This window comes from Pseudomonas sp. FP1762 (genome assembly GCF_030687105.1).
Lineage (GTDB): Bacteria > Pseudomonadota > Gammaproteobacteria > Pseudomonadales > Pseudomonadaceae > Aquipseudomonas > Aquipseudomonas siliginis.
Genome location: NZ_CP117458.1, coordinates 2654369 through 2678392, shown reverse-complemented (window position 1 = coordinate 2678392; position 24024 = coordinate 2654369). Strand labels below are relative to the sequence as shown.

The 24024-nt window shown below is 58.9% G+C and carries 16 protein-coding genes and 1 riboswitch; of the genes, 10 read left to right on the top strand and 6 right to left on the bottom strand.

Annotated elements, in window-relative coordinates:
• Nucleotides 1-92 precede the first annotated feature (92 nt).
• Nucleotides 93-312: riboswitch (cobalamin riboswitch) on the top strand.
• 122 nt (nt 313-434) lie between these two features.
• From PSH90_RS11845 to cobM, 4 genes are all read left to right on the top strand, one after another.
• A complete protein-coding gene (locus PSH90_RS11845; RefSeq protein ID WP_016774486.1) occupies nt 435-632 on the top strand; it encodes a CbtB domain-containing protein in 198 nt (65 codons plus the stop codon).
• Nucleotides 633-643: 11 nt separating this feature from the next.
• Nucleotides 644-1345 (top strand): CbtA family protein, encoded by a 702-nt coding sequence (locus tag PSH90_RS11840; protein WP_122751413.1) that lies wholly within the window; start codon nt 644-646, stop codon nt 1343-1345.
• Nucleotides 1342-1755 carry a cobalamin biosynthesis protein gene (locus PSH90_RS11835; protein WP_122507089.1) on the top strand — a complete coding sequence of 138 codons (414 nt, stop codon included), beginning with the start codon at nt 1342-1344 and terminating at the stop codon, nt 1753-1755. The genes PSH90_RS11840 and PSH90_RS11835 overlap by 4 nt, the downstream gene beginning before the upstream one ends.
• Before the next feature lie 78 nt (nt 1756-1833).
• Nucleotides 1834-2580, top strand: a complete 747-nt coding sequence (gene cobM, locus PSH90_RS11830; RefSeq protein ID WP_305382854.1) for a precorrin-4 C(11)-methyltransferase — start codon at nt 1834-1836, stop codon at nt 2578-2580.
• Nucleotides 2581-2723: 143 nt separating this feature from the next.
• Here cobM and nfuA read toward each other — a convergent pair whose 3' ends face one another.
• Both nfuA and PSH90_RS11820 read right to left on the bottom strand, forming a co-directional pair.
• Nucleotides 2724-3308, bottom strand: coding sequence for a Fe-S biogenesis protein NfuA (gene nfuA / locus PSH90_RS11825; protein WP_003225494.1), 585 nt, complete (start codon nt 3306-3308; stop codon nt 2724-2726).
• Between the two features lie 103 nt (nt 3309-3411).
• The gene (locus PSH90_RS11820) at nt 3412-5706 is read right to left on the bottom strand and encodes a fatty acid cis/trans isomerase (protein WP_305382853.1); all 2295 of its coding nucleotides are present in this window, start codon (nt 5704-5706) and stop codon (nt 3412-3414) included.
• Nucleotides 5707-5861: 155 nt separating this feature from the next.
• Here PSH90_RS11820 and metH point away from each other — a divergent pair, with 155 nt between their 5' ends.
• Entirely contained in the window at nt 5862-9572 is a 3711-nt protein-coding gene (gene metH, locus PSH90_RS11815) for a methionine synthase (RefSeq protein ID WP_305382852.1), read from the top strand.
• A gap of 54 nt (nt 9573-9626) precedes the next feature.
• On the opposite strand, the gene PSH90_RS11810 is transcribed toward metH, so the two are convergent.
• Nucleotides 9627-16628, bottom strand: coding sequence for a dermonecrotic toxin domain-containing protein (locus PSH90_RS11810; protein WP_305382851.1), 7002 nt, complete (start codon nt 16626-16628; stop codon nt 9627-9629).
• A 448-nt stretch (nt 16629-17076) separates the two neighbouring features.
• On the opposite strand from PSH90_RS11810, the gene PSH90_RS11805 reads away from it, so the two are divergent.
• The 3 genes from PSH90_RS11805 to PSH90_RS11795 all read left to right on the top strand — a co-directional run bounded on the left by PSH90_RS11805 (nt 17077) and on the right by PSH90_RS11795 (nt 19904).
• Nucleotides 17077-17295, top strand: coding sequence for a DUF2970 domain-containing protein (locus PSH90_RS11805; protein ID WP_041478699.1), 219 nt, complete (start codon nt 17077-17079; stop codon nt 17293-17295).
• Between the two features lie 472 nt (nt 17296-17767).
• Complete coding sequence (locus PSH90_RS11800) at nt 17768-19426, top strand: nitrite/sulfite reductase (RefSeq protein WP_056785207.1); 1659 nt, start codon at nt 17768-17770, stop codon at nt 19424-19426.
• On the top strand, nt 19410-19904 hold the full coding sequence (locus PSH90_RS11795; protein ID WP_041478697.1) for a DUF934 domain-containing protein: 495 nt from the start codon (nt 19410-19412) through the stop codon (nt 19902-19904). The genes PSH90_RS11800 and PSH90_RS11795 overlap by 17 nt, the downstream gene beginning before the upstream one ends.
• Nucleotides 19905-19969: 65 nt before the next feature.
• On the opposite strand, the gene sohB is transcribed toward PSH90_RS11795, so the two are convergent.
• Nucleotides 19970-21001: a protease SohB gene (gene sohB, locus PSH90_RS11790; RefSeq protein WP_305382850.1), complete on the bottom strand. Its 1032-nt coding sequence runs from the start codon at nt 20999-21001 to the stop codon at nt 19970-19972.
• 204 nt (nt 21002-21205) lie between these two features.
• Here sohB and PSH90_RS11785 point away from each other — a divergent pair, with 204 nt between their 5' ends.
• Nucleotides 21206-21916 carry a histidine phosphatase family protein gene (locus PSH90_RS11785; RefSeq protein ID WP_041478696.1) on the top strand — a complete coding sequence of 237 codons (711 nt, stop codon included), beginning with the start codon at nt 21206-21208 and terminating at the stop codon, nt 21914-21916.
• 63 nt (nt 21917-21979) lie between these two features.
• A complete protein-coding gene (locus PSH90_RS11780) occupies nt 21980-22297 on the top strand; it encodes an SCP2 sterol-binding domain-containing protein (RefSeq protein ID WP_041478695.1) in 318 nt (105 codons plus the stop codon).
• A 78-nt stretch (nt 22298-22375) separates the two neighbouring features.
• Here PSH90_RS11780 and PSH90_RS11775 read toward each other — a convergent pair whose 3' ends face one another.
• Together PSH90_RS11775 and PSH90_RS11770 are read right to left on the bottom strand one after the other, a co-directional pair.
• A complete protein-coding gene (locus tag PSH90_RS11775; RefSeq protein WP_305382848.1) occupies nt 22376-22882 on the bottom strand; it encodes a hypothetical protein in 507 nt (168 codons plus the stop codon).
• Nucleotides 22883-22977: 95 nt separating this feature from the next.
• Nucleotides 22978-24015, bottom strand: coding sequence for a hypothetical protein (locus PSH90_RS11770; protein ID WP_150635534.1), 1038 nt, complete (start codon nt 24013-24015; stop codon nt 22978-22980).
• Between the last annotated feature and the right edge of the window lie 9 nt (nt 24016-24024).

Here is a 24024-nt window from a genome sequence, read left to right as displayed (position 1 = left end):
CAACGGATATACACACAAAAACATCAGAAAAATACCCCCACTGCAGTACCGAAAACTCCCGGAAATTGACTAAAAACCCAAACCCATGTTCTCCTGCACACCTTGTTACGGGTGCCCCTCACAGGGTGAAACGGGAAACCGGTGAATCATGTGCTTTACTCAAAGCCATGTCAGTCCGGTGCTGCCCCCGCAACGGTAAGCGAGCGAAGCGTCAGATCCACTGTGCCCCGGCATGGGAAGGTGATGCTTGCAGGTCGGCGACCAGCCAACCCCTCGCGAGCCCGGAGACCGGCCCGCAACACCCAGCACGCGCAAGCGCCGCTGAACACAAACAAACCCGCGGTGGGCGGGCGCTGTTCGAAATCCCTGCGTGCCCGGCCCGCAGGGATTTTCATGCGCTCTGTTTACCCGCTGACATTTCAGAGGGAAGCGCTATGTCGATCATCAGTAACACCGTCAGCCACACTGACCACATCTCCAGCAGCACCACACTCGGCCAACGCGTCGCCGCCGCCCTCTTCGCCTCGATCCTCGGTGCCAGCCTGGTCTGGTTCGCCGGTTTCTCGCACATCGAAGCGGTGCACAACGCCGCCCACGATACCCGCCACAGCGCCGCGTTCCCGTGCCACTGAGGCCTGCCGAAATGATCAAGCGTATCGCGCAAACCGCAGGCTTCACCGGCTTGCTGGCCGCCCTGCTGCTGACCCTGCTGCAGAGTTTCTGGGTATCACCGTTGATTCTGCAGGCCGAATCCTTCGAGAAATCCGAACCGGTCGCGCAAGTCCACGAACACGCCGCCGGCACCGCCGCCCACAGCCATGATGGCGAAGCCTGGGAGCCGGAAGACGGCTGGCAGCGCGTGGTCTCGACCACTGGCGGTAATCTGGTGGTGGCAGTGGGTTTCGCCTTGATGCTCGCCGGCCTGTACACCTTGCGCGCGCCGACCAAGACCTCGCAAGGGCTGCTCTGGGGTCTGGCCGGTTACGCCACGTTCGTTCTCGCGCCGACCTTGGGCCTGCCACCTGAATTGCCGGGCACTGCGGCTGCCGATCTGGCATCGCGGCAGATCTGGTGGATCGGCACCGCCGCTTCGACCGCGGTCGGTCTGGCACTGATTGCCTTCAGTCGTCACTGGCTGATGAAGCTTCTCGGTGTGGCGATTCTCGCCGTGCCGCATGTGATCGGCGCGCCGCAACCGCAGGTGCATTCGATGCTCGCTCCAGAGGCACTGGAAACCCAGTTCAAAATCGCTTCGCAGCTGACCAACGTCGCGTTCTGGCTGGCCTTGGGCCTGATCAGTGCATGGTTGTTCCGCCGCAAAAGCGCAGGCCCATATCAGGCATGACCGATGACCGCGCAGCGCCGACCCTCGTGGTCGGCCTCGGCTGCCAGCGGGGCTGCCCGGCCAGTACGTTGCGTGCGTTACTCGATCAAGCGTTGCAGGCGCACCGCATCGAGCTGCGAGCGGTCAAGGCTTTGGCGAGTATCGACCTCAAGCGCGACGAACCGGGGTTGCTGGAACTGGCCACACAATTGAACCTGCCGCTGCAGTATTTCAACAGTGCCGAACTGGCGCCCTATCAGCAGCGCCTCAGCCATCAATCGCAGATCGCCTTTGAGCGCACCGGCTGCTACGGCGTGGCGGAAAGCGCCGCGCTGGCGCTCGCCGAGCAACTGATTCAGGCGCCGGCGAAACTGCTGATCCACCGGCAGAAATATGCGCAGGCCACACTGGCATTGGCCGGCGCTGCATAAAATCCCGATAATCCCCGCCATTGATCATGAGCACGCTTCATCTGCAGTGTGCCTGCGCCTCTTCACAAGGATTCAACGATGACTGTCTACTTCATCGGCGCCGGCCCCGGCGACCCGGAACTCATCACCGTCAAAGGCCAACGGCTGATTCGCAGCTGCCCGGTGATTATCTACGCCGGTTCGCTGGTACCCGCCGCGGTGCTGGAAGGTCATCAGGCCGAAATCGTGGTCAATAGCGCTGAACTGCACTTGGAACAGATCATCGATCAGATCAAGACTGCCCATGCCCAAGGCCAGGATGTGGCCCGTGTGCATTCCGGGGATCCAGGTCTGTACGGCGCGATTGGTGAGCAGATTCGCTACTTGCGTGAGCTGAGCATTCCTTTCGAGATCATCCCTGGCGTGACCGCCACAGCGGCATGCGCAGCACTGCTGGGCGCCGAGTTGACCCTGCCGGACATTTCGCAAAGCGTGATCCTGACCCGTTACGCCGACAAGACCGCGATGCCCGCCGGCGAAGAACTGGCGAGCCTGGCGCAGCACGGCGCGACCATGGCCATTCATCTGGGGGTCAATCATCTGGAAAAGATACTGGTCGAACTGCTGCCGCATTACGGCGCGGACTGCCCGATTGCCGTTATTCACCGCGCGACATGGCCGGATCAGGACTGGGTGGTAGGTACATTGGCGGACATTGCCGACAAGGTCGAGGCCAAAGGCTTTCGGCGTACGGCGCTGATTCTGGTCGGACGGGTGCTGGGCAGCGAGGTGTTCAGCGAATCATCGTTGTATCGCGCCGGGCATGCGCATCTTTATCGGCCTTGAAGACGCCTTCGCGAGCAGGCTCGCTCCCACAGGTCATTGCATTTCAATGTGGCAGCGAGCCTGCTCGCGAATGGGGCGGCAAAAGTTGCCCATAAAAAAACGGCGCTCACGGGGCGCCGTTTTTCATGTTCGCAGCGAACGCCTTAGTAGTAGGCGTTTTCTTTCTGCGTGTGGTCGGTCACGTCGCGAACGCCCTTGAGCTCCGGAATGCGCTCGAGCAGGGTGCGCTCGATGCCTTCCTTCAAGGTTACGTCGGCCTGGCCGCAGCCCTGGCAACCGCCACCGAACTGCAATACGGCGATGCCGTCCTCGACCACATCGATCAGGCTGACCTGACCGCCGTGGCTGGCCAGCCCCGGGTTGATCTCGGTTTGCAGGTAGTAGTTGATGCGCTCGTTGACCGGGCTGTCGGCATTGACCATCGGCACTTTGGCATTTGGCGCCTTGATGGTCAGCTGGCCGCCCATGCGGTCGGTGGCGTAATCAACGACCGCGTCATCGAGAAACGCTTCGCTGAACGAATCGATGTAGGCGGTGAAGCTTTTCAGCCCCAGCGCGGTATCTTCAGGTTTCTCTTCGCCCGGCTTGCAGTAGGCAATGCAGGTTTCGGCGTACTGGGTACCAGGCTGGGTAATGAAAACGCGGATGCCGATGCCCGGGGTGTTCTGCTTGGAGAGCAGATCGGCCAGGTAATCATGGGCGGCGTCAGTAATGGTAATAGCGGTCATAAAAACTCCTCGCAGGCGTGGGCGCAGTTTACGCCAATCGGCGCGGCTGACAAAGTCCTAGTATTTTTGTCGGGAAAGAATCTCGTAACACGCCTGCGAATCATCAAAGGTTCTCGTACCGATTCATATCCAGCACGCCCTCTTCCACCGGGTCGGTTTCGTGGATGTATTGGCTCAGATCGTAGAAATACAGCCAGAACTGCGGATGACTGCGCCGAATGCCCCAGCGTTCGACGATCTTTTCGAACCGACTGGCATCCCTGGCGTTTTCCATGGCATCGACAAACGCCGGCACCTGCTCGGCCGGTACGTTGAACATGAAGTTCGGGTAACTGCTGAGCACGCCCGGATAGATCGTCAGGGTGTCGAGCCCTGGCTGATAGCGCAGCGACTCACCGAGCAAAAACGCCACGTTGCTGTGGGCGCGGTTGCGCAGCACGCTGTAGACCTCGCGCTTGCCACTGGCGGTTTCAACGCGCAGCAAGGTCGCTTCGGGCAACTGGTCGATGACTTTCAACCCTGCGGCCGGTCGCGAGGCCAGACGGCTCAGGGCCTGCTCGGCGTTCTGCAACGCCGGATCGATATTCGGTCGCGAGCAATAAGCGCCGTCGCAGCGATTGATCGGGTCCGGCCGTGCATTCAGATCGCCGTAGCGCGCCAGCAACTGCATGGCGAAATCGTGTTTCGGGTCTTTTTCGTCGAGTTTCAGCGCGGTCGTTTTGTCGTCATCGATGGCCTCGTAATCGAGCCACATCTTGAATTGGCCGCCGTCCTGGTACCAATCGTTGAGGTAATCCTCACGTGAGTCGGCGGGCATCAGGCGCAGGAAGTTCTGCTCGGCGCCGTTACGGATCAGGTCGAAATACAGACGGGTCTGCGCCTGATGGGAGACGTTGCCGAACACATCGAAGTTGACCGCGAGCTGATAGTAGGTGCGCTCGAGCAGTGGATAGTCGAACAGCCACATGGTTTGCGGCACCTCACCGATAAGCCCCTTGGTCACCGAAGCACTGTCGAAGTGGCGGAAAATGCTCAGCAAGGCGTTGTCGTTGCCGGCCCACAGCGTCGACCAGCTCGGCGCCGGCAGATCGGCATAGCTGTCACGGCGCAGTGCCTCGTATTCGTTGCGCTTGTCGCGATAGTTGCGCCACAGACTCAGCACGCTGCCGACATCGTCGTTCTGCCCCGGCATCGCCAGCAGCGGCGTGGCCTGGCCGCGGTAGTTCGGGTCGGTGATATAGAGATCATGTTCCGGCGCCTGGAACAGCGCCCAGAAGTTGTCGCGGATCACGTCGGTCGCGATCTGCCCACGGCACACCGGCCCGCGAATGAAGGTGCGGACGAAGTATTCAGCGTTATCGAGCATGAACTGATAGCGCGCCTGCGCCGGAATTGCCTCGAAAGTGGCAAACGGATTAGCACGGCTCTGCGGGCCGTAACCCGGCAGCGCATTGACCTGCCAGTTGCCGCTGTAGAACAGGCTTTTGATCCGGGCCATTTTCGCCGCGCTCAGCGGATAAGTGATGTGCGTCTTGTGCACGATCACCCCTTGCACCGGCCACAAGCGGTAATACACCTGCGTGCCCGGGTCGTCGTTGGGGCGGCGCGTGGCGATCAGGTCGATCGGCTGGCCGCTCGGCGTACGCGAACGTACCCACTGGAAATAATGCCCCGGCTCGCCGTCCTTGAAATAGATGTGCGCCAGATACCAGTGCTCGAACAGCCAGCGCCCGACCAGACTTTGCCGAGCACCGGGAGCATTGAGCAGGTTCTCCCACTGCTGGATCTGCATGGCCTCTTTGGCAGTCGGCGCCAGGCTCTGCTCATCAATCGGCGCGCCAGACGCCAGCCAGCGCTGCAAGGTCTGGTATTGCTGGTCGGTCAGACCGGTGACGGCCAGCGGCATACCCTCTTTCGGGTGCGCGCCGGCATATCCGTCGAACTCCGCAGGCATTGCGCATAGATTGTTGCGATTGAGCCCAAGAACAATCTCTTCTGGCAGCTTGGCGTTCGGCGTCAGCGGCGTCTTGTGGCCGAGTTCAAGCATCCGCGCCATCAGCGCGGCCTGACTGCCCTGGGCGTCGAGTACCGAATAGAAGTCTTTCTGCTGCCAGGCGCGCTTGCCGAAGGCGTCGTAAAACAATCGCGTGGTCGGTGCAGCCTGGGTACGTTCGCCGTCATATACCGGCATCTTGCTCGCGCCACGGGCGGCGCCTTCGCCACTGCCGAGATTGAGCTGACAGGCCGAGTCATAGCAGGCATGGCAGGCTACGCACTTTTCGGTGAAGATCGGTTGGATGTCTCGGCTGTAGGAGATGGAAGAAGAAATGGCGGGATCTTGCGCCGCAACGCTCCCGCTCAGGACCAGCAACCATAAACTGATGAAGCGGTGCGGCATGCTGCTGATCTCGATGATAAAAAAAGGCTGCGATTCTACCGTTATGACGCTCGTACCAACATGAGCGATATTCATGCAAAAGCTGCACATGCTCCAAAAGCGCACAGGTTTGCTATGATCGCGCTCCTTCGTAATGGTCTTTCCGAGTAGTCCACATGTCCGATCGCAGCGTCCGCCTTCAAGCTCTCAAGCAAGCCCTCAAAGAGCGCATCCTGATTCTCGACGGCGGGATGGGCACGATGATCCAGAGCTACAAGCTCGAAGAACAGGATTATCGCGGCAAGCGCTTCGCGGACTGGCCGAGCGACGTCAAGGGCAACAACGACCTGCTGGTGATCACCCGTCCGGACGTGATCGGCGGTATCGAAAAAGCCTATCTGGACGCCGGCGCCGACATTCTCGAAACCAACACCTTCAACGCCACGCGCATTTCCATGGCCGATTACGGTATGGAAGAGCTGGCGTACGAGTTAAACGTAGAAGGCGCACGTCTGGCGCGCAAGATTGCCGACGCCAAGACCGCCGAAAACCCGGCCAAACCGCGCTTCGTGGCCGGCGTGCTCGGCCCGACCAGCCGCACCTGCTCACTGTCGCCCGACGTCAACAACCCCGGCTACCGCAACGTCACCTTCGATGAGCTGGTGGAAAACTACACCGAAGCCACCAAAGGCCTGATCGAGGGCGGCGCCGACCTGATCCTGATCGAAACCATTTTCGACACCCTCAACGCCAAAGCGGCGATCTTCGCCGTACAAGGTGTGTTCGAAGAGCTGCACGTCGAATTGCCGATCATGATTTCCGGGACCATCACCGACGCCTCCGGCCGAACCCTGTCGGGGCAGACTACCGAAGCGTTCTGGAACTCGGTAGCGCACGCCAAGCCGATCTCCGTGGGTTTGAACTGCGCCCTCGGCGCCAGCGAACTGCGTCCGTACCTGGAAGAGCTGTCGAACAAGGCCAGCACCCACGTATCCGCGCACCCGAACGCCGGCCTGCCGAATGAATTCGGCGAGTACGACGAACTGCCCTCGCAAACCGCGAAAGTCATCGAAGAGTTCGCCCAGAGCGGTTTCCTCAACATCGTCGGCGGCTGCTGCGGCACCACCCCGGGGCACATCGAAGCGATTGCCAAAGCTGTGGCCGGTTATGCGCCGCGGCAGATTCCGGACATCCCCAAGGCCTGCCGCCTTTCGGGTCTGGAGCCGTTCACCATTGATCGCAGCTCGCTGTTCGTCAACGTCGGCGAGCGCACCAACATCACCGGCTCGGCAAAATTCGCCCGCCTGATCCGTGAAGACAACTACACCGAAGCCCTCGAAGTCGCGCTGCAGCAGGTCGAGGCCGGCGCGCAGATCATCGACATCAACATGGACGAGGGCATGCTCGATTCGAAGAAGGCCATGGTGACCTTCCTCAATCTGATCGCCGGCGAACCGGATATCTCGCGCGTGCCGATCATGATCGACTCGTCGAAATGGGAAGTCATCGAAGCCGGCCTCAAGTGCATCCAGGGCAAGGGCATCGTCAACTCGATCAGCATGAAAGAAGGCGTCGAGCAGTTCATCCACCACGCCAAGCTGTGCAAGCGCTACGGCGCTGCGGTGGTGGTGATGGCCTTCGACGAAGCCGGCCAGGCCGACACCGAAGCGCGCAAGAAAGAGATCTGCAAACGCTCCTACGACATTCTGGTCAACGAAGTCGGCTTCCCGCCGGAAGACATCATCTTCGACCCGAACATCTTCGCCGTCGCTACAGGCATCGAAGAGCACAACAACTACGCCGTCGACTTCATCAATGCCTGCGCCTACATCCGCGACGAGCTGCCGTATGCGTTGAGCTCCGGCGGCGTGTCCAACGTGTCGTTCTCGTTCCGTGGCAACAACCCGGTGCGTGAGGCGATTCACTCGGTGTTCCTGCTCTACGCGATCCGCGCCGGGCTGACCATGGGCATCGTCAACGCCGGTCAACTGGAGATCTACGATCAGATCCCGGTGGAGCTGCGCGACGCGGTCGAAGACGTGATCCTCAATCGCACCCCGGACGGCACCGACGCCCTCCTCGCCATCGCTGACAAGTACAAGGGCGACGGCAGCGTCAAGGAAGCCGAGACCGAAGAATGGCGCAACTGGGACGTCAACAAACGTCTGGAGCACGCGCTGGTCAAGGGCATCACCACGCACATCGTTGAAGACACCGAAGAATCCCGCCAGTCGTTTGCGCGGCCGATCGAAGTGATCGAAGGCCCGTTGATGTCCGGCATGAACATCGTCGGCGACCTGTTCGGCGCCGGCAAAATGTTCCTCCCGCAAGTGGTGAAATCCGCGCGCGTGATGAAGCAGGCCGTGGCGCACTTGATCCCGTTCATCGAACTGGAGAAAGGCGACAAGCCGGAAGCCAAGGGCAAGATCCTCATGGCCACAGTCAAGGGCGACGTGCACGACATCGGCAAGAACATTGTCGGCGTGGTGCTCGGTTGCAACGGCTATGACATCGTCGACCTCGGCGTGATGGTCCCGGCCGAGAAGATTCTGCAGGTCGCCAAAGAAGAAAAGTGCGACATCATCGGCCTTTCCGGCCTGATCACCCCGTCGCTGGACGAGATGGTTCACGTTGCCCGCGAAATGCAGCGTCAGGATTTCCATCTGCCGCTGATGATCGGTGGCGCGACCACCTCCAAGGCGCACACTGCGGTGAAGATCGAGCCGAAGTACAGCAACGATGCCGTGGTCTACGTGACCGACGCCTCGCGCGCCGTCGGCGTGGCAACCCAGTTGCTGTCCAAGGAACTCAAGGCCGGTTTCGTCGAGAAGACCCGCCTGGAATACATCGACGTGCGCGAGCGTACGTCCAATCGCAGCGCACGCACCGAACGCCTGAGCTATGCCGCCGCCATCGCCAAGAAGCCGCAATTCGACTGGGCCAATTATCAGCCAGTGGTACCGACCTTCACCGGCAGCAAGGTGCTCGACAATATCGATTTGAACGTGCTGGCCGAGTACATCGACTGGACGCCTTTCTTCATTTCCTGGGACCTGGCCGGCAAGTTCCCGCGCATCCTCGAAGACGAAGTGGTCGGTGAAGCCGCCACTGCGCTGTACAAGGACGCCCGGGAAATGCTCACCAAACTGGTCGACGAAAAGCTGATCAGCGCCCGTGCGGTGTTCGGTTTCTGGCCAGCCAATCAGGTCAACGAAGACGACATCGAGCTGTACGACGATAACGGCAAGCCATTGGCCAAGCTGCATCACTTGCGCCAGCAGATCATCAAGACCGACGGCAAACCGAACTTCTGCCTCGCCGACTTCGTTGCGCCCAAAGACAGCGAAGTCACCGACTACGTCGGCGGCTTCATTACCACCGCCGGTATCGGCGCCGAAGAAGTGGCCAAGGCTTATCAGGACGCTGGCGACGACTACAACTCGATCATGGTCAAGGCCCTCGCCGACCGCTTGGCCGAGGCCTGCGCCGAATGGCTGCACCAGCAAGTGCGTAAAGAACATTGGGGTTACGCCAAGGATGAAACCCTCGACAACGATGCACTGATCAAAGAGCAATACCGTGGCATCCGCCCCGCTCCCGGCTACCCGGCCTGCCCGGATCACACCGAGAAAGCGGCACTGTTCACCCTACTCGATCCAGAGGCTGCGGAAATGCGCGCCGGGCGCAGTGGCGTGTTCCTCACCGAACACTACGCAATGTTCCCCGCCGCTGCGGTCAGCGGCTGGTACTTCGCCCATCCGCAAGCGCAATACTTTGCGGTGGGCAAGATCGACAAGGATCAGGTGCAAAGCTACACCGCACGCAAGGGACAGGATCTGAGCGTGACCGAGCGTTGGCTGGCGCCGAATCTGGGTTACGACAGCTGAGGCTTGTTGCAAAGCCGATCCGGGAGTTTGCGATTCCCGGATCGGGTCAGCTCCTCAGTCCCGACGCGAGGATGGCCCCGGTTGCGGTGACGCCGGGCGTGTCTGCGAATCCCCTGCTGCGACCCGCGCAAGGTTTACCAGTTCCTGGCGAGACAGCTCCTTGAGTTTGTCGGTGCGTGCCTGCGCCAGCTCGATCTCCAACTGGCTCATCGCTTCCACGTACAGTCTTCGCGAGTCCTCGTCGTTCCACTTGTCTGGATGCGCATCCTCGACTTCTTCCTGACGATGTGTGGCGCTGCGTTCAAGCTCATCGAAGATGGCGGCGTGTCGGTCGCGCATGTAGCGAATCCAGTAATCGCGGGCAATCAAATCCTCGAGGAACAGGTCTGACGCTTCGTCGGCCAGCACAGAAGCGCGTGCCTCGCTCAGCAGTTGTCCCTCGATCGGGGTCCTGTACAACATGTGATCCGGTTGCGCAGGCAGCTCTAACCCGTCGGGCCAGCCGCGCGTCATGCCGATTCGGTACTGCAGACGGATTTCGGCCCGGTCCTGGAACCTGCCAGCTGCTTCCGCCAGCCTGTCGACCCTTTCCAGTCGGAACAGGCGCCGCGTCAGCTCGACCAACGCCATGCCGCGCTGATCAGGCAGATGGCGTGGGATGTCGCGCAATGCGGTGTATTCATAGACCCGCGTTTCCAGCTCACTGAACGACAGTATTCGGCCATCGGGGCAGGTGCCGTGAGTCGCGGAGTTGAAGAAGAGCAACTCGCGCAACTCCGTGTTTTCGCTTGCCGCTTCTATCACCCGCCATACCCGTTGCGTCAGATCAGCGCCCGACACGCTGAAATCGGCAGTGTCGCGCAACATCGACAGCAGGTGAAAGAACGCCTCATGGTTGGGTTCCCGCGCCAATTGCAGCCATAGCGCTTGCCGCGTTTCGCGCGTCTGGGTCCGGGTGTAATTGAGCCAGGTGTTCATTGCCTGCTCATCTGCGTCTTGCTGCGGATTGGCGATGATTTCGTCTGCTTCCACGGCTTCATGCCTGTCCACGCGTCCGGCACCGCCGGCATTACTGTCATCGCTATCGCTACTGTCGGAATCAAAAGGCGTATCGGGCTCGCTTTCGGACGTCGTTTCATACTCGGTAATTGCGCGCTCGAGAGAGGCAAACGAATACCCCATGACGCCACGGTTCGCGTTAGCCGCACTGTAGTCCCTGAGCTGTTCCAGACTCTCGAGAGGCAGTCGGTTTCCGCGCAAGTCGGTGCCTGCCACCAGTCGCTCATGGTTGCCATCCAGCAGCATGTCGGGCAACACGGAAATACGGTTGCCAAGAAGATTGAGAGTTTGCAAATGCTCCAGTGCCTGTACCCCATCAGGCCAGTGGCTTATCGAATTGAGAGACAGATTCAGGCGCTCGATCCGGGTGAGTGCGCTGGCGTTGAATTGGCTCAGTTGGTTATGACTCAGATCCAGCGAACGCAGGCGATTGCCCATTTGCTGCAAAACGCCAGGCGCTTCAGCAAAATAGTTAATGCGTAGCTCCAGATGCTCCAGCCTCTGCAATGTACCGACAGCCTCCGGTAGCCCCTCCAGATTGTTGGAGTTAAGCACCAGCGTGGTCAGTTCAGGGAAAGCGCTGCAAAAATCATTCAGGCTCTGCAAGGAAAACCCTACCGAAGTCAGGTCGAGCGTTCGTACTTGCGTAAACGCGTTCGACAGAGGCGGCAACTCAACAATGTGCAAGCCGCTGAGGTCGAGCTTGCGACCCGCTTCTTCGGTATGACGGGTCAGTCCATCGACCCAGCAATCACGGATTCTCATCGCCGTGAAGACTCTGTCTTGCGTCGAAACCCTCGCGGCCGCCGGCTTGAAGATCCAACCGTTCAACTGACGCGTCAGCGCCTCGTCACTCTCTCGCCAGTCCTTGATCCGGGCATCAATCTGCGCTTCATCCAACCCTGCGCCGCCCAACCGCGCAATACAGTGCTGGGCCTGTTCCTGGGAAAGGTCCGGATTCAATTCCCGCAACCGCCTGACCAGACCTGCGCTACCTTCAGCCGCAGATGACGCAGTACGCAGCGGTAACAGAAACTCGTGGATCCGGGAAAACGCGGTGCCTGGCACCGAGGTGTTCGCAGCGACCAGGTAGCCGGCCGGCTGACTTTCATAGCTTTTCAATGCACCTCGAGGCAAACCGTTGCTCGCCTCGATACGCCCGCGCGCCGTCGTCAGAGCTGCCTCTGCCTCAGCGCTGAACGGGTTCCCGGTCAGATGGCTCTTGAGCAATACGCTGTCGATGGCAAGAACACGCTCGGGCAGCGAATCGAGGCTGTTGTCTCGCAGATCCAGCCACTTCAACCCGGACAGATTTTCCGCCCCCGCTGGCCACGTTTGAAGGCTATTGCCACTCAAATCCAGCACTTCAAGCTTCGGCATGGCCGTCACGTCCAGCGCCGTCAAACGGTTGCGCCGCAAGTTCAGAAACTCAAGCGCCTTGAGCTCGGCGAACTGGCTTTGAATTTCCCCCGTAGAGGTGATCTGGTTGCTGGACAGGTCCAGCCGCGTCAGCTGCGCAAAATCCGCCGGTTTCACCGGCAACTCGGTCAATCCGCAGCCTGTGATTTGCAGCGTCTGCACGCCGCTGAACGCTTGCAGAAAAGCCTGAATCTGTCCAGCCGGCACGTTCAACCGATCCAGACGTAAGGTCTGCACATGGGAAAATGTACCGGCCGGCAATGGCACAAGCTCGCTGATGGCCGCGCCATGGTTCAAACCGTCTGTGTCAGACAGCTCGAATACCAGAGAATCGTCCCCCAGGTCGAGCAGGCGATAGCGTTTGCGTACGCTCGCGCGCCAGTTTTCCTCAAGCTCACGCACCACCGCGCTGTTCGGCGGCGACTGCCAGCGCGGCTCGCGTGCAGCGCCACGCAGGCCATCGGACGTCGTCGGTTGATAAAACCGGCGGAAGATCCCGGCGTGTTCCAGGCGCAGCAGTTCGATCGCTTTCAACCGGGTTTCCGGGGTATTCCAGACAGTCATGATGTGCTCAGGCAACGGATCGAGAAAGCGGCCTTCACCCGTCAGGAATTTCAGTTCACCGAGGCAGTACTGGCGGACCATCAAGTTCAGGTCCATCAGATGCCCCATGGACCCCGAATAATTTTTGACGTACTCGAATGCAGGTTTGAATGCCTCATGGGAGAAGTTCGACCAATTCAGTGACAGGCCCGCCCACAGTTTTTCATGGCCGGTATAGAGCGCTGGAGGAATGGAAGCGATTGACGTCCGAAACAGATCCAGCCTCTGCAGCTCGGGAAGCGCTTGTACCGATGCTGGCCATTGCGTCATGCCGGGTGCTTCGATCTTGAGTCGTTTCAGGTGTTTGAGCGCGGCCAGTTCCAGTGCCGGCGGGTTCTCGTCAATGAATCCTTGAAAATCGAGTTCAAGGGCTTCGAGCGAGGTCAACATTTTCACCCGCTGAGGGAAATCTGTGGCCATTGCCGGGGCCGAGGTCCTCAGCTTGAGCGTTTTCAATGCAGGCATCCTGGCTAAGCTTGCGGGCAGAGAGGACAGCGACTGCTGGTGCATACCCAAATCAAAATAACTCTCGCGCTCACCCAGCGAGAGTTTTTCCAGGCCGGGAAACAGGGCAAGAAAAGCGTCGGCATTGCCATCAGTAATGCCATCTCCGCGAAGGGACAATTTACGCACGTGGGAAAAGTCTGCTGTCAGCGCGGGCAAAGCATCGTAAGTCACCAGGCGCAGTTGATCCGCATTGGGCACTTCATCGACCAAAAGGGCATTGCGCCAACTGGTTTTAAGCGCTTGCGCGACCAGCAGATTCTGAACAGTACCGGAAGGTTCCCAGGGAGCCATCGCGTTGGTCCCCGCCCACTCGTCCAGTGTTGCCTCAAGTTGTTGCCACTCTTCGCGTCGCGATTGCAACCACCGAAAAATCTCCCGGTTGTTTCTGCCCGCACGCACCTGCTCAAGGATCAATCCACTGGCCTGCTGATCGGTGAGGCCCGGGTAGAGGTTGCGCAGGTCGGCAACCAGATTGCGCTCCAGCCAACCCGCTCTTCCGCTGGCGGGATAGCCGATCAACGCTTCGTTTACCCGTACCGGCGGTCTCATCCACTGCGCTGGCTGTTCCAGCAATGCGGCCGCCATGCCGTGGTGCTGGTCAGCGTGGGCGATGATTTTCTTTTGCAGTTCGGCCGACTGACTGACCTCGGGCACCCCCAGGGCGCGCCGCGCGTGATCCGGCAGAGCGTGCATGAGAGAGGCATAAAAGTTGTCGCCGTGGCGTGGCAGGCTGTTGAGCGTTTCGCCTCGGTCGTTGAATGCCTGAAATTGCTGGCCGCTTTTGATCAGGTACTTTCTCTCGAAGGCCGTCTGGCTGCCAATGCTCTCAAGCAACGGACCGCTGTCGCTGCCCTCGCGTATTTCAAGGCGCAAGTTGTCCGGCCAGCCGGGCAACCGTTCAAGCGTGTGCAACGCCAGGCATCGACTGTCCGCCGAGGCAATATTCTCGCTGCGCAGCCCCGCATATGCCCGCACCTGCCGGCTGCGGCGCGCATACCAGCGAGCTTCCTCCAGCATGCGCAGCGGTATGGGACGAGTTGAGCCGAGCCGTTGCAGTTCATCCGGCCGCGCCTGCGCCAGCACTTGCTGTGCAGCTGACTCACTGAGTCCCGGACAGGCGTTCTGCAATTGCCTGACCTGATCGGCGACAGGCTCGGTGCCCTGATAAATACTGTCGTAAATGGCCGATTGGCGGGTTTGGGCATAGGCCGCAATTTGCTTGGCGAGTTCTGCAGGTCTCGCTTCTCGAACCCGCGCACCTTCACCTCCGAGCAGGTGGACGATTTCCGATTCATCCAGTCCGCCCAGAACAAGCTGCGGCAGGTTGCCGCTGAGGACGTCCGCCCGGGAAATCCGGATCGGCGCCTTGACCCCGACACCCCGCACCCGATATCCGCCGCCATACTTGACGGATCTGCCGGTCAGTTGCGTCCCCTCAAAGACTTCCAGTACGCGATTGGCCGGCCAGCGCGGCATGTCAGTGACCAGTGGCAGGGCATACAGATACTTGTCATCGACCGGCGCCCCACCCTCCAGTTGCTCAATGACTTGCGCGGCTTGTGCATCGGTTTTCAACAAGCGCATGGCCTGAATCAGCTCCGGTGGCGGCACTCCATGGTCGAGGTGCATCTTGCGCAACATATCGTCGCTGACGCCGCTGATATCCATCGCGTTGAGCAGCTCCGTATCGGATAGCGACTCGCAGATGTGGCCCATGCGCCGCAACAGCGTCAGACGATCCCATTCCAGAGGACGTTCCAGGGTATGGCGCCACGCTCCATGGCCATTACTTTGCAGAACAGGTTGATAGGCTGCAGGATCGGTCGGGTGCTTGATGCGCCACTGGTTGATCGAGTCGTCGAAGACCTGCTCATACACCTTGTTGTCCTGACGGATCCAGGTTTTGCCATCCACCGCATACTGCCCGGAAGGATTCGGGGTCAGGTGTGCGTCAAGGACAACAGCGGCCTCGTAGCCGCTGAGATCAGGTTTCCACAGGCGGGTTTCGCCATTGGGTAACGTGACCGGACTCAACTGTTCGATGACCGGTACAGCCCTGGCGGCCGAGAACTTCCTTACACCTGCTCCAACACCCGCCATCACGGCAACCTGAGCGAGATTCTCGGCCACGTCGACCAGGTGATCCCTGGCGGCCCTGCGATCACCTTCACTCCACTCGATAGCGCCTTCAAGGGTTTCATACAGCAGTTGTCCCGCCATCACGACCATCATTGTTTCGCCCAGCACAGGCACGAACATCGACACCAGATTCAAGCCCAGCATGCCGATCTGCATCAGATGGGCCAGTTTGGCATCTCGTGCGTTCGCATCGACATCGGCAGTGGGTACCGCGTGGCTTCGCGCGTCGGCCAACACCTTGGCGCGATTCTGCGCATAAAGGTATTGCCACAAGTCCTCGTTGGGCGCCCAAAGCCCCCTGCCCTTGCGTTCGACTGTCGAAGGCGCGATGTACGGATCAACCGCCGGCTCCCACTTGACCGTGCGTTCGGGCGGAATCTGTTCGATGGTGGTGAATGTAGAACCACTGGTAAAACCCTGTACGAAGGCCAGCCAAGGGGAACGCAGAACGTCCCAGGCATCGCCAGGTGAGTCGGCTGCCTTTTGCCTGAACTGGCTGAAATAATAGGGGCGCTGATCATAGGGCAGGAACTGACTGAAAAAACGCTGGTAGGCGGTGGGCTCTGCGCTGGTCTGTTGCGACGCATCACGTGCGGTGAGCAAGCGCTCGAGCTCTTCGCGCATTTGCTCGAACGTGTAGCGCTTGAGCGGATGTTCCGGGTCGTTGGGGATGTAAAGGATCAGTTCATCGGTGTAACGATATTTTTCGCAGATGACGAAAGCCACGCACCCGGTCAGCCTTTTTTTCATCAGGCCGAGGTCCTGGAACCAGACTTGCTTGCGCCCCATCCACGGGTGCATTTCGCCGTCGATGACCGAGAGGATCATCGCGTGATCTGCCGCCTCGATGTCATTGCGCAATAGCGCCTGTTCGGCTGCAGCGCGCATCGCTGCCTTCTGGCTGGCGATGAAGCGTTCGCTGAGCACCGCCGCTGCCACCGCTTCCCCCGGATGGAAAAATCCCTGCAGGTATGTCTGGTATTGCTGGCCGATATCCAGATTGCGGCAAAGGTGCAAAAACTGGCTGACCGTGAGGCCTGTGTCGACGTGCTTGAATGTGTCCGCAGCAGGCGTCGCCACAACAAAACCGGAGCTCGAATGATAAGTATCTTCACATTCGTCAGCTTCGAAGTTGTGCAGCGAGGCTTCCAGCAGCGTGATCTTGAGAACCTCGAACGAGGCCAATACGGTTCTCTGAATACCCATTTCGACCGGGCGCCGCAGACATAACAGGGTTTTGTCTACATCGATTTCCAGCGCGTATTGGTCCTTCAAGGCTTTGATCAATAACGGCCTGGCGAATGTTTCGACATCCACGAATTTCGCCATGCTTTTGTCGAGACTGTTCTGGGCAATGACGCTGGCCTTGAAAGTCTCGTCGAGGGTTTTGCGCTGGGCCGGCGTCGCATTCTGATACCAGGACGGTAACGCGGTCGGAACCGCCTTGAGCGCCTCGCGCCGATGCGGCAAAGCGCTGGTCAACCATTGCGGGATCGATGTCTCGAGAAACTCGCCGTGCAGGCTTTGTGTTGCGATGAGTTTTGCAGACCGGTTGGGGGCTGCCTGCTGAGCGGTGGACGCAGGCTGCGTCGACACTGGTTCGGGGGGGATAACGTTCATGGTCACTCCTTTTTCATGGAGCGGTCAGCAAACCATGTCGCGTTATCGCTTCTGCGTTATCCGGGTATCGCTCAAACTTGTCCGGGCTGCTTCGATGGCATCCCGGACCCAGCGGATTGGCTATGCTTCAGGAGGATGACTTTTCGCAGAGGGATTTATGGACGATCCAATCGACAACAAACCGCCGAGTTTCTGGCAGATGCTGCACAGCGTCATGGCGGCGGCGTTCGGGGTGCAGAGCGGCAAGAACCGGGAAAGGGATTTTACCCACGGCAAACCCAGTCACTTTGTGATTCTGGGAGTTTTGTTCACGGCGGTGTTCGGCCTGACGCTGTTTGCCATCGTCAAGCTGGTGCTGTATCTGGCCGGGGTGTGATGGCACTGAACAGGCATCTGCCACAGGTTATCCGGGCCTTGGGAGAACGGCCCGGAAGCGCGGATGTTACTGGTGACTGACCCAGAAGACCGCTGTTCCTACTACGAGAATGATCAGGAACAAAATGGCCCACGCGTCGACACTGCTGTCGCTTTTTCTGGCTTTGGTCGGGTTGCTCATTGCATCGCCTCTTGTCGGTTTTATCGGTGATTGCACAAAGACTCGATCACAGTTAAGACGATGATTGTCCGCACGACAAATGTGGATTAGATGACCGGCATTCGCGTTAGGCGATTTGGTTCTTTACATATACTCAAACATCACTTTTGCGCATAACTGCAAACGGGTATATTGCCCCGGCTCCGTGACGGAGTGCGCGGCCGTGCGCGCAGAATTGCAGAGGCAACATCGGACTCCAGCAAGCGAAAACGCAGCGTTTTCCGAGAAGCCCAAGCCTGAGAACAGGACTTATATGTACGTATACGACGAGTACGATCAGCGGATCATCGAGGACCGCGTCAAGCAGTTCCGTGATCAGACCCGACGCTATCTGGCAGGTGAGCTGAGCGAAGAAGAATTCCGCCCCCTGCGCCTGCAAAATGGCCTGTATATCCAGCGTTTCGCGCCGATGTTGCGCGTGGCCGTGCCTTACGGCCAGCTGACTTCGCGTCAGGTGCGCATGATGGCGAAGATCGCCCGCGACTACGACAAGGGCTATGCCCACATCAGTACGCGGCAGAACGTGCAGTTCAACTGGCCGGCGGTTGAAGACATCCCGGACATCCTTGCTGAACTCGCGACCGTGCAGATGCACGCCATCCAGACCAGCGGCAACTGCCTGCGCAACGTCACCACCGACCAGTTTGCCGGCGTCGCCGCCGATGAAGTGATCGACCCGCGTCCATGGTGCGAAATCGTCCGTCAGTGGACCACGTTCCACCCGGAATTCGCCTACCTGCCGCGCAAATTCAAGATCGCCGTCAACGGTTCGACCAGTGACCGCGCAGCCATTGAAGTCCACGATATCGGTCTGGAACCTGTCTATAACGCTGCCGGCGAGCTGGGCTTCCGAGTGCTGGTCGGCGGTGGCCTCGGTCGTACGCCGGTGGTTGGCGCATTCATCAATGAATTCCTGCCGTGGCAAGACCTGCTGAGCTATCTCGACGCCATCCTGCGGGTGTACAACCGCTACGGCCGTCGCGACAACAAATACAAGGCGCGGATCAAGATCCTCGTCAAGGCGCTCACGCCTGAGGTGTTCGCGCAGAAAGTCGACGCGGAAATGGAGCACCTGCGCGGTGGCCAGACCACGCTGACCGAGGCCGAACTGCATCGCGTCGCCAAGCACTTCGTCGATCCGGACTACAAGACCCTCGACAACCAGACCGCGCAACTGGCCGATCTGGACAAAGAGCATCCGGGTTTCGCCCGCTGGCGCAGCCGCAACACCCTGGCGCACAAAAAACCGGGCTATGTCGCTGTGACGCTGTCGTTGAAGCCGACCGGCGTTGCCCCGGGCGACATTACCGACAAGCAGCTCGACGCCGTCGCCGATCTGGCCGAGCGCTACAGCTTCGGTCAACTGCGCACCTCCCACGAGCAGAACATCATTCTCGCCGATGTCGAGCAGAGCCAGTTGTTCACCCTGTGGGGTGAGTTGCGTGAAAGCGGTTTCGCCACGCCGAACATCGGCCTGCTGACTGACATCATCTGCTGCCCCGGTGGTGACTTCTGCTCGCTGGCCAACGCCAAATCGATTCCGATTGCCGAATCGATCCAGCGCCGTTTCGATGACCTGGATTACCTGTTCGACATTGGCGAACTGGACCTGAACATCTCCGGCTGCATGAACGCCTGCGGTCACCACCACGTTGGCCACATCGGCATCCTCGGTGTGGACAAGAAAGGCGAAGAGTTCTACCAGGTTTCCCTCGGCGGCAGCGCCAGCCGTGATGCGAGCCTGGGCAAGATCCTCGGCCCGTCCTTCGCACAGGAAGCCATGCCTGACGTGATCTCGAAGCTGATCGACGTGTACGTTGAACAACGTACCGAAGACGAGCGCTTCATCGACACTTATCAGCGTATTGGCATCGACCTCTTCAAGGAACGCGTCTATGCAGCGAATCATTAAGAACAACGAAGTCGTCGACGAAACCTGGCACCTGTTGCCGAAGGATTTCAACATCGATGAGATCAGCAACTGCGACGATCTGATCGTTCCTCTGCAGTTGTGGCGCGAGCACAGCCGCATGCTCAAGGCCCGCGACGGCGGTCTGGGCGTGTGGCTGGATGCTGACGAGGAAGCCGAAGAAATCGGTGAAGACGTCGGTGAGTTCCAGGTAATCGCGCTGAATTTCCCGGCGTTCACCGATGGCCGCAGTTACTCCAATGCCCGTCTGCTGCGTGACCGTTATGGTTTCAAAGGCGAGCTGCGCGCGATTGGCGACGTGCTGCGGGACCAGCTGTTCTACATGCACCGCTGTGGCTTCGACGCCTTTGCCATTCGCGCGGATAAAGACCCGTACGAAGCACTGGAAGGTCTCAAGGACTTCTCGGTGACCTACCAGGCCGCCAGTGACGAACCGCTGCCGCTGTTCCGTCGGCGCTAAGCCAGCGGGTTTATTGCGGACACAAAAACGCCGGTCATTGACCGGCGTTTTTTTATGCCTGGTGTTTACCAGAAACGTTGCTGAGTAAGACGACTCCACCAGCTCAACAGCACGCGGTCTACCGAACCGCTGGCGGCCATGCCGATGCGTTCCTGCAGGCTTTTTCGCTCGGCGTAGTGCAGGTGATAAACCTCAGCCTGTTTGGCTTTCTGCGCCAGGTATTCATCGCTGGTCTTGAGCTCATCCACCAGTTGGTTTTCCAGCGCAGCGATACCGAGCCACACCTCACCGGTAGCCACCTCATCGATCGCCAGTTGCGGGCGATAACGGGCTACGAAGTTTTTGAACAAGCGATGGGTGATGTCGAGGTCTTCCTGGAACTTCTCGCGGCCCTTTTCGGTGTTTTCGCCAAACACGGTCAGGGTGCGCTTGTACTCACCAGCGGTCAGCACTTCGAAATCGATATCGTGCTTTTTCAGCAGGCGATTGACGTTAGGCAATTGCGCGACCACGCCGATCGAACCGAGGATGGCGAACGGTGCACTGATGATCTTGTCGCCGATGCAGGCCATCATGTAACCGCCGCTGGCCGCGACCTTGTCGATACAAACTGTCAGTGGCACGCCCGCATCACGGATTCGCGCAAGTTGAGACGACGCCAGACCGTAGCTGTGCACCATGCCGCCGCCACTTTCCAGACGCAGGACTACTTCGTCCTTCGGCGTGGCCAGGGTCAGCAGTGCGGTGATCTCGTGGCGCAGGCTCTCGGTGGCGGAAGCCTTGATATCGCCGTCGAAGTCGAGCACGAACACCCGGGCTTTGGTCTCAGGCTTGTTCTTCTGTTTTTTCGCGCTTTTTTCCGTTTTCGCTTCGCCCTTGCGCAATGCCTTGAGCTGATCCTTGTCGAGCAAGGTCTGCTCCAGGCGTTCACGCAGCCCCTTGTAGAAATCGTTGAGCTTGCTGACCTGCAACTGCCCTGCCGATTTGCGCCGGCCTTTGCTGCGCAACGCGGCGAAACTGGCGAGCACCACCAGTATGGCGATCACCAGTGTGACGGTCTTGGCCAGAAAGCTGGCGTATTCGGTGAAAAAATCCACAGAGACTCCTCAAAGCAATGCGTGACGGTGTATTACACGCGGAATGGCTCCAGCATACCCATGCGTCGGCTCGTCGGCCAGCCGTGAAACCTCTGGCAACACGCCTGTAACGGGCATTTCAAACAAGCGTATGTTTTTTCATTGACAGCCTTACGCCATCCTCATAACCTCGCCTGACCTTCAACGTACCGGGACGACGCGGACGTGGGCAGCATCTACTTGATACGACATGGCCAGGCCTCCTTTGGTGCAGACGATTACGACGTGCTGTCGCCGACCGGTGTGCGTCAGGCAGAAATCCTCGGCCAGCACCTCGCCGACCTCGGTATCAGCTTTGATCGTTGCCTTGCCGGTGATCTGCGCCGCCAACAGCACACCGCCAGCAGTGCACTGGAGCAATTCAGCGCCAGAGGCCTGCCGGTTCCAGTCCTCGAAACCGATTCCGCTTTCAACGAATTCGATGCCGACGCGGTGATCCGCGCCCTGCTCCCGGCCATGCTGCCGGAAGAGCCGGAAGCCCTCGACATCCTGCGCAACGCCGCGCAGAACCGTGGTGAATTCCAGCGCATCTTCGCCCTGATCGTCGAGCGCTGGCTTGCTGGCACCTACGACACACCCGGACTGGAAAGCTGGCTGGGCTTCGTCGAGAGGGTTCAGGCCGGTTTGCACCGCATCCTCGATCTGGCGGAAAAGAACCAGAAAATTGCCGTGTTCACCTCCGGCGGCACCATCACTGCCCTGCTCCACCTGATTACGCAAATGCCTGCCAGACAGGCCTTTGAATTGAACTGGCAAATCGTCAACACCTCGCTCAACCAACTGAAGTTTCGTGGTCGCGAGGTGGCTCTGGCTTCCTTCAACAGTCACGCACACCTGCAACTGCTGAAGGCCCCGGAACTCATCACTTTTCGCTGAGTCCGGCTTACTGTGACCCTGGCTGTAACCACCCAGCTCCCATGACCAAGAAAGGATCGAACCATGACCTCCGTAGCTGATGCCGTAAAAGCAATGCAAGCCAAGTTCAACCCAGCCGCCGCTGCCGGTCTGGACCTGGTCTTCGGTTTCAACATCACCGACGAAGACAAGCAATACGCACTGATCGTCAAAGACGGCACCTGCAACATTCAGGAAGGCGAAAACCCGGACGCCAACTGCACGCTGGTGCTGGATAGCGAAACCCTGAAAGGTATCGTCAGCGGCGAGACCGACGGCATGCAGGCCTTCATGAGCGGCAAGCTGCGCGTTGAAGGCGACATGATGCTGTCGATGAAACTGTCCGAGCTGTTCCCTTCGTAAGAAGCTTCTTGGTAAAACACAAATCCCGCTTATTGGCGGGATTTGTCGTTTCAACCATTGAAGACATGGCAACGTGAGTTAACGCTTGGCTGAAGCCGTCCCATCAAGCTCTTTTTTTACCTGGAGGTATGCCGCCTCTTCATCACTTTTTTCGATCAGATTCGAAGCCATCGAGCGGGGCAGGAGTTTCTTTTCTGTCACGTCCCAATCGATCGTAACGACCACGGTCTTGTTTGCAAACGTGATGAAAAGCCAATAGGAATCCACCGGCCTGTCAGGCTCGGCAAATGAACTATAGGCATACCGTATCTGGCGGTGCAGGTCCGGCGTATTCAGAATGAGGTCTTCGGTGTCCAACTTCGGAAACTGTCGCCCTACAGCGAATAACGCTTCGGTCAAGAGAACATCATTCTCAATATGTCGCAAACTTTCAGGCTTATTGCGCAGCATGGTCACTGGGCTCTCTTCAGGCGGAGTACCCATGAGACGCGGGCGATACATACCTGAACTGAACCACCGGCTGGCGTCGAAACGGTTTTCTTCCGGACTCCACGGGCCGTAATACATCATTACTTTGGCTGGCATCTGGGCTTCCTTGGCGTAAATAAATAGTCCTGCAAAGCTGACAGCAATCAACAAGACACATAAGACGTGACGTTTGCCTATAAACTTCAGGAGCGTCATAGCGGTTTATAGGCAAGCAGGTGTTTGGGTACGCCGTCCGGTGTATCACCTGATCGAACGTCACGATGTGCGCCTAAGGCATCCAGCGGAAATCCAATCTTTCGTTCATACAATGCTCGGCTGTCATCGTGCGCCAGCAAATTGCGCTCTTCTTCAGAGACTGTTGGCGTCGGCGCCTGCGGCGCCTGTTCATCAGGTAATTGCGCCGTTGGGTCTTTGAGGGTCTTGCGATGTTCGATCAGCTTTCGTTCATAAGCGGTTTTTCGACTCAAATAATTCCGCATCGCTCGCCCATCAGCTGCTTCTCTTTCACGAATTCCCGGCACAGATCCCCGTTCCGCGGCAGTACCATAAGTCGTGTCGTAGTTGCTGCGTCTTGGAAATGCCCACACGGTGGTCCGGGTAGCATTAGCAAGAATCTGCGCCAGGCTGCGCTCGTAATGAGGATCTTCTGTTTCATTGACCTTGAAGTCGGCATCGATACCCAAACCTGTGCGACAAGCGTAGGAGTGAATTTTCGCACCATAGGCAAACGCTTCGGGTTTGAACATATACGCCTGTGCATCACGCAGACGGTAGCTATCGTTTTTATCCAGCTCGTAGCCCAACTCGATACTGCCCACCACACCATGGGAAAAAAAGTCGAGCTGTTTGATCTCGCGCCCGCGGCGTTGCCGAGCTGCGATGAAATCCACAAGACCGGATATCGAGTCCATCTCTCGGTACTGGGCCCCGTGCTGATTTTCGACAACGTCCTTCAAAGCCGTCAGCAAGTTCTCCGGATAGTCATTTTTGAAAATCAGAAATACACGCTGGATCGTGAAGTTTGGAGTGCCGGTTGGATACTTTGTGAGTTGGCGGATACCCTGATTGATAAAGCGCATCTTGTTGCCCTTCTGGCCACGAACCTTTTCATAAAGGGACATGTAAGACGCACCCACAACCGTTACGTAATCCTGTGCCAGCGTACCTTTCACTTGGGTCGTTGTATGTCGATCGCTTGTTCGAGCTTGATTCTTTTTGGGGGCTGCCACCTGCCACCT

Bases quoted from the DNA above. Each gene is read 5' to 3' on its own strand.
- PSH90_RS11820 (WP_305382853.1), bottom strand. From the start codon at position 5,706: ATGCCGCACCGCTTCATCAGTTTATGGTTGCTGGTCCTGAGCGGGAGC.
- PSH90_RS11810 (WP_305382851.1), bottom strand. From the start codon at position 16,628: ATGGCGAAATTCGTGGATGTCGAAACATTCGCCAGGCCGTTATTGATC.
- PSH90_RS11780 (WP_041478695.1), top strand. From the start codon at position 21,980: ATGACCTCCGTAGCTGATGCCGTAAAAGCAATGCAAGCCAAGTTCAAC.
- PSH90_RS11805 (WP_041478699.1), top strand. From the start codon at position 17,077: ATGGACGATCCAATCGACAACAAACCGCCGAGTTTCTGGCAGATGCTG.
- PSH90_RS11775 (WP_305382848.1), bottom strand. From the start codon at position 22,882: ATGCCAGCCAAAGTAATGATGTATTACGGCCCGTGGAGTCCGGAAGAA.
- nfuA (WP_003225494.1), bottom strand. From the start codon at position 3,308: ATGACCGCTATTACCATTACTGACGCCGCCCATGATTACCTGGCCGAT.
- PSH90_RS11800 (WP_056785207.1), top strand. From the start codon at position 17,768: ATGTACGTATACGACGAGTACGATCAGCGGATCATCGAGGACCGCGTC.
- PSH90_RS11840 (WP_122751413.1), top strand. From the start codon at position 644: ATGATCAAGCGTATCGCGCAAACCGCAGGCTTCACCGGCTTGCTGGCC.
- metH (WP_305382852.1), top strand. From the start codon at position 5,862: ATGTCCGATCGCAGCGTCCGCCTTCAAGCTCTCAAGCAAGCCCTCAAA.
- PSH90_RS11795 (WP_041478697.1), top strand. From the start codon at position 19,410: ATGCAGCGAATCATTAAGAACAACGAAGTCGTCGACGAAACCTGGCAC.
- cobM (WP_305382854.1), top strand. From the start codon at position 1,834: ATGACTGTCTACTTCATCGGCGCCGGCCCCGGCGACCCGGAACTCATC.
- PSH90_RS11845 (WP_016774486.1), top strand. From the start codon at position 435: ATGTCGATCATCAGTAACACCGTCAGCCACACTGACCACATCTCCAGC.
- PSH90_RS11835 (WP_122507089.1), top strand. From the start codon at position 1,342: ATGACCGATGACCGCGCAGCGCCGACCCTCGTGGTCGGCCTCGGCTGC.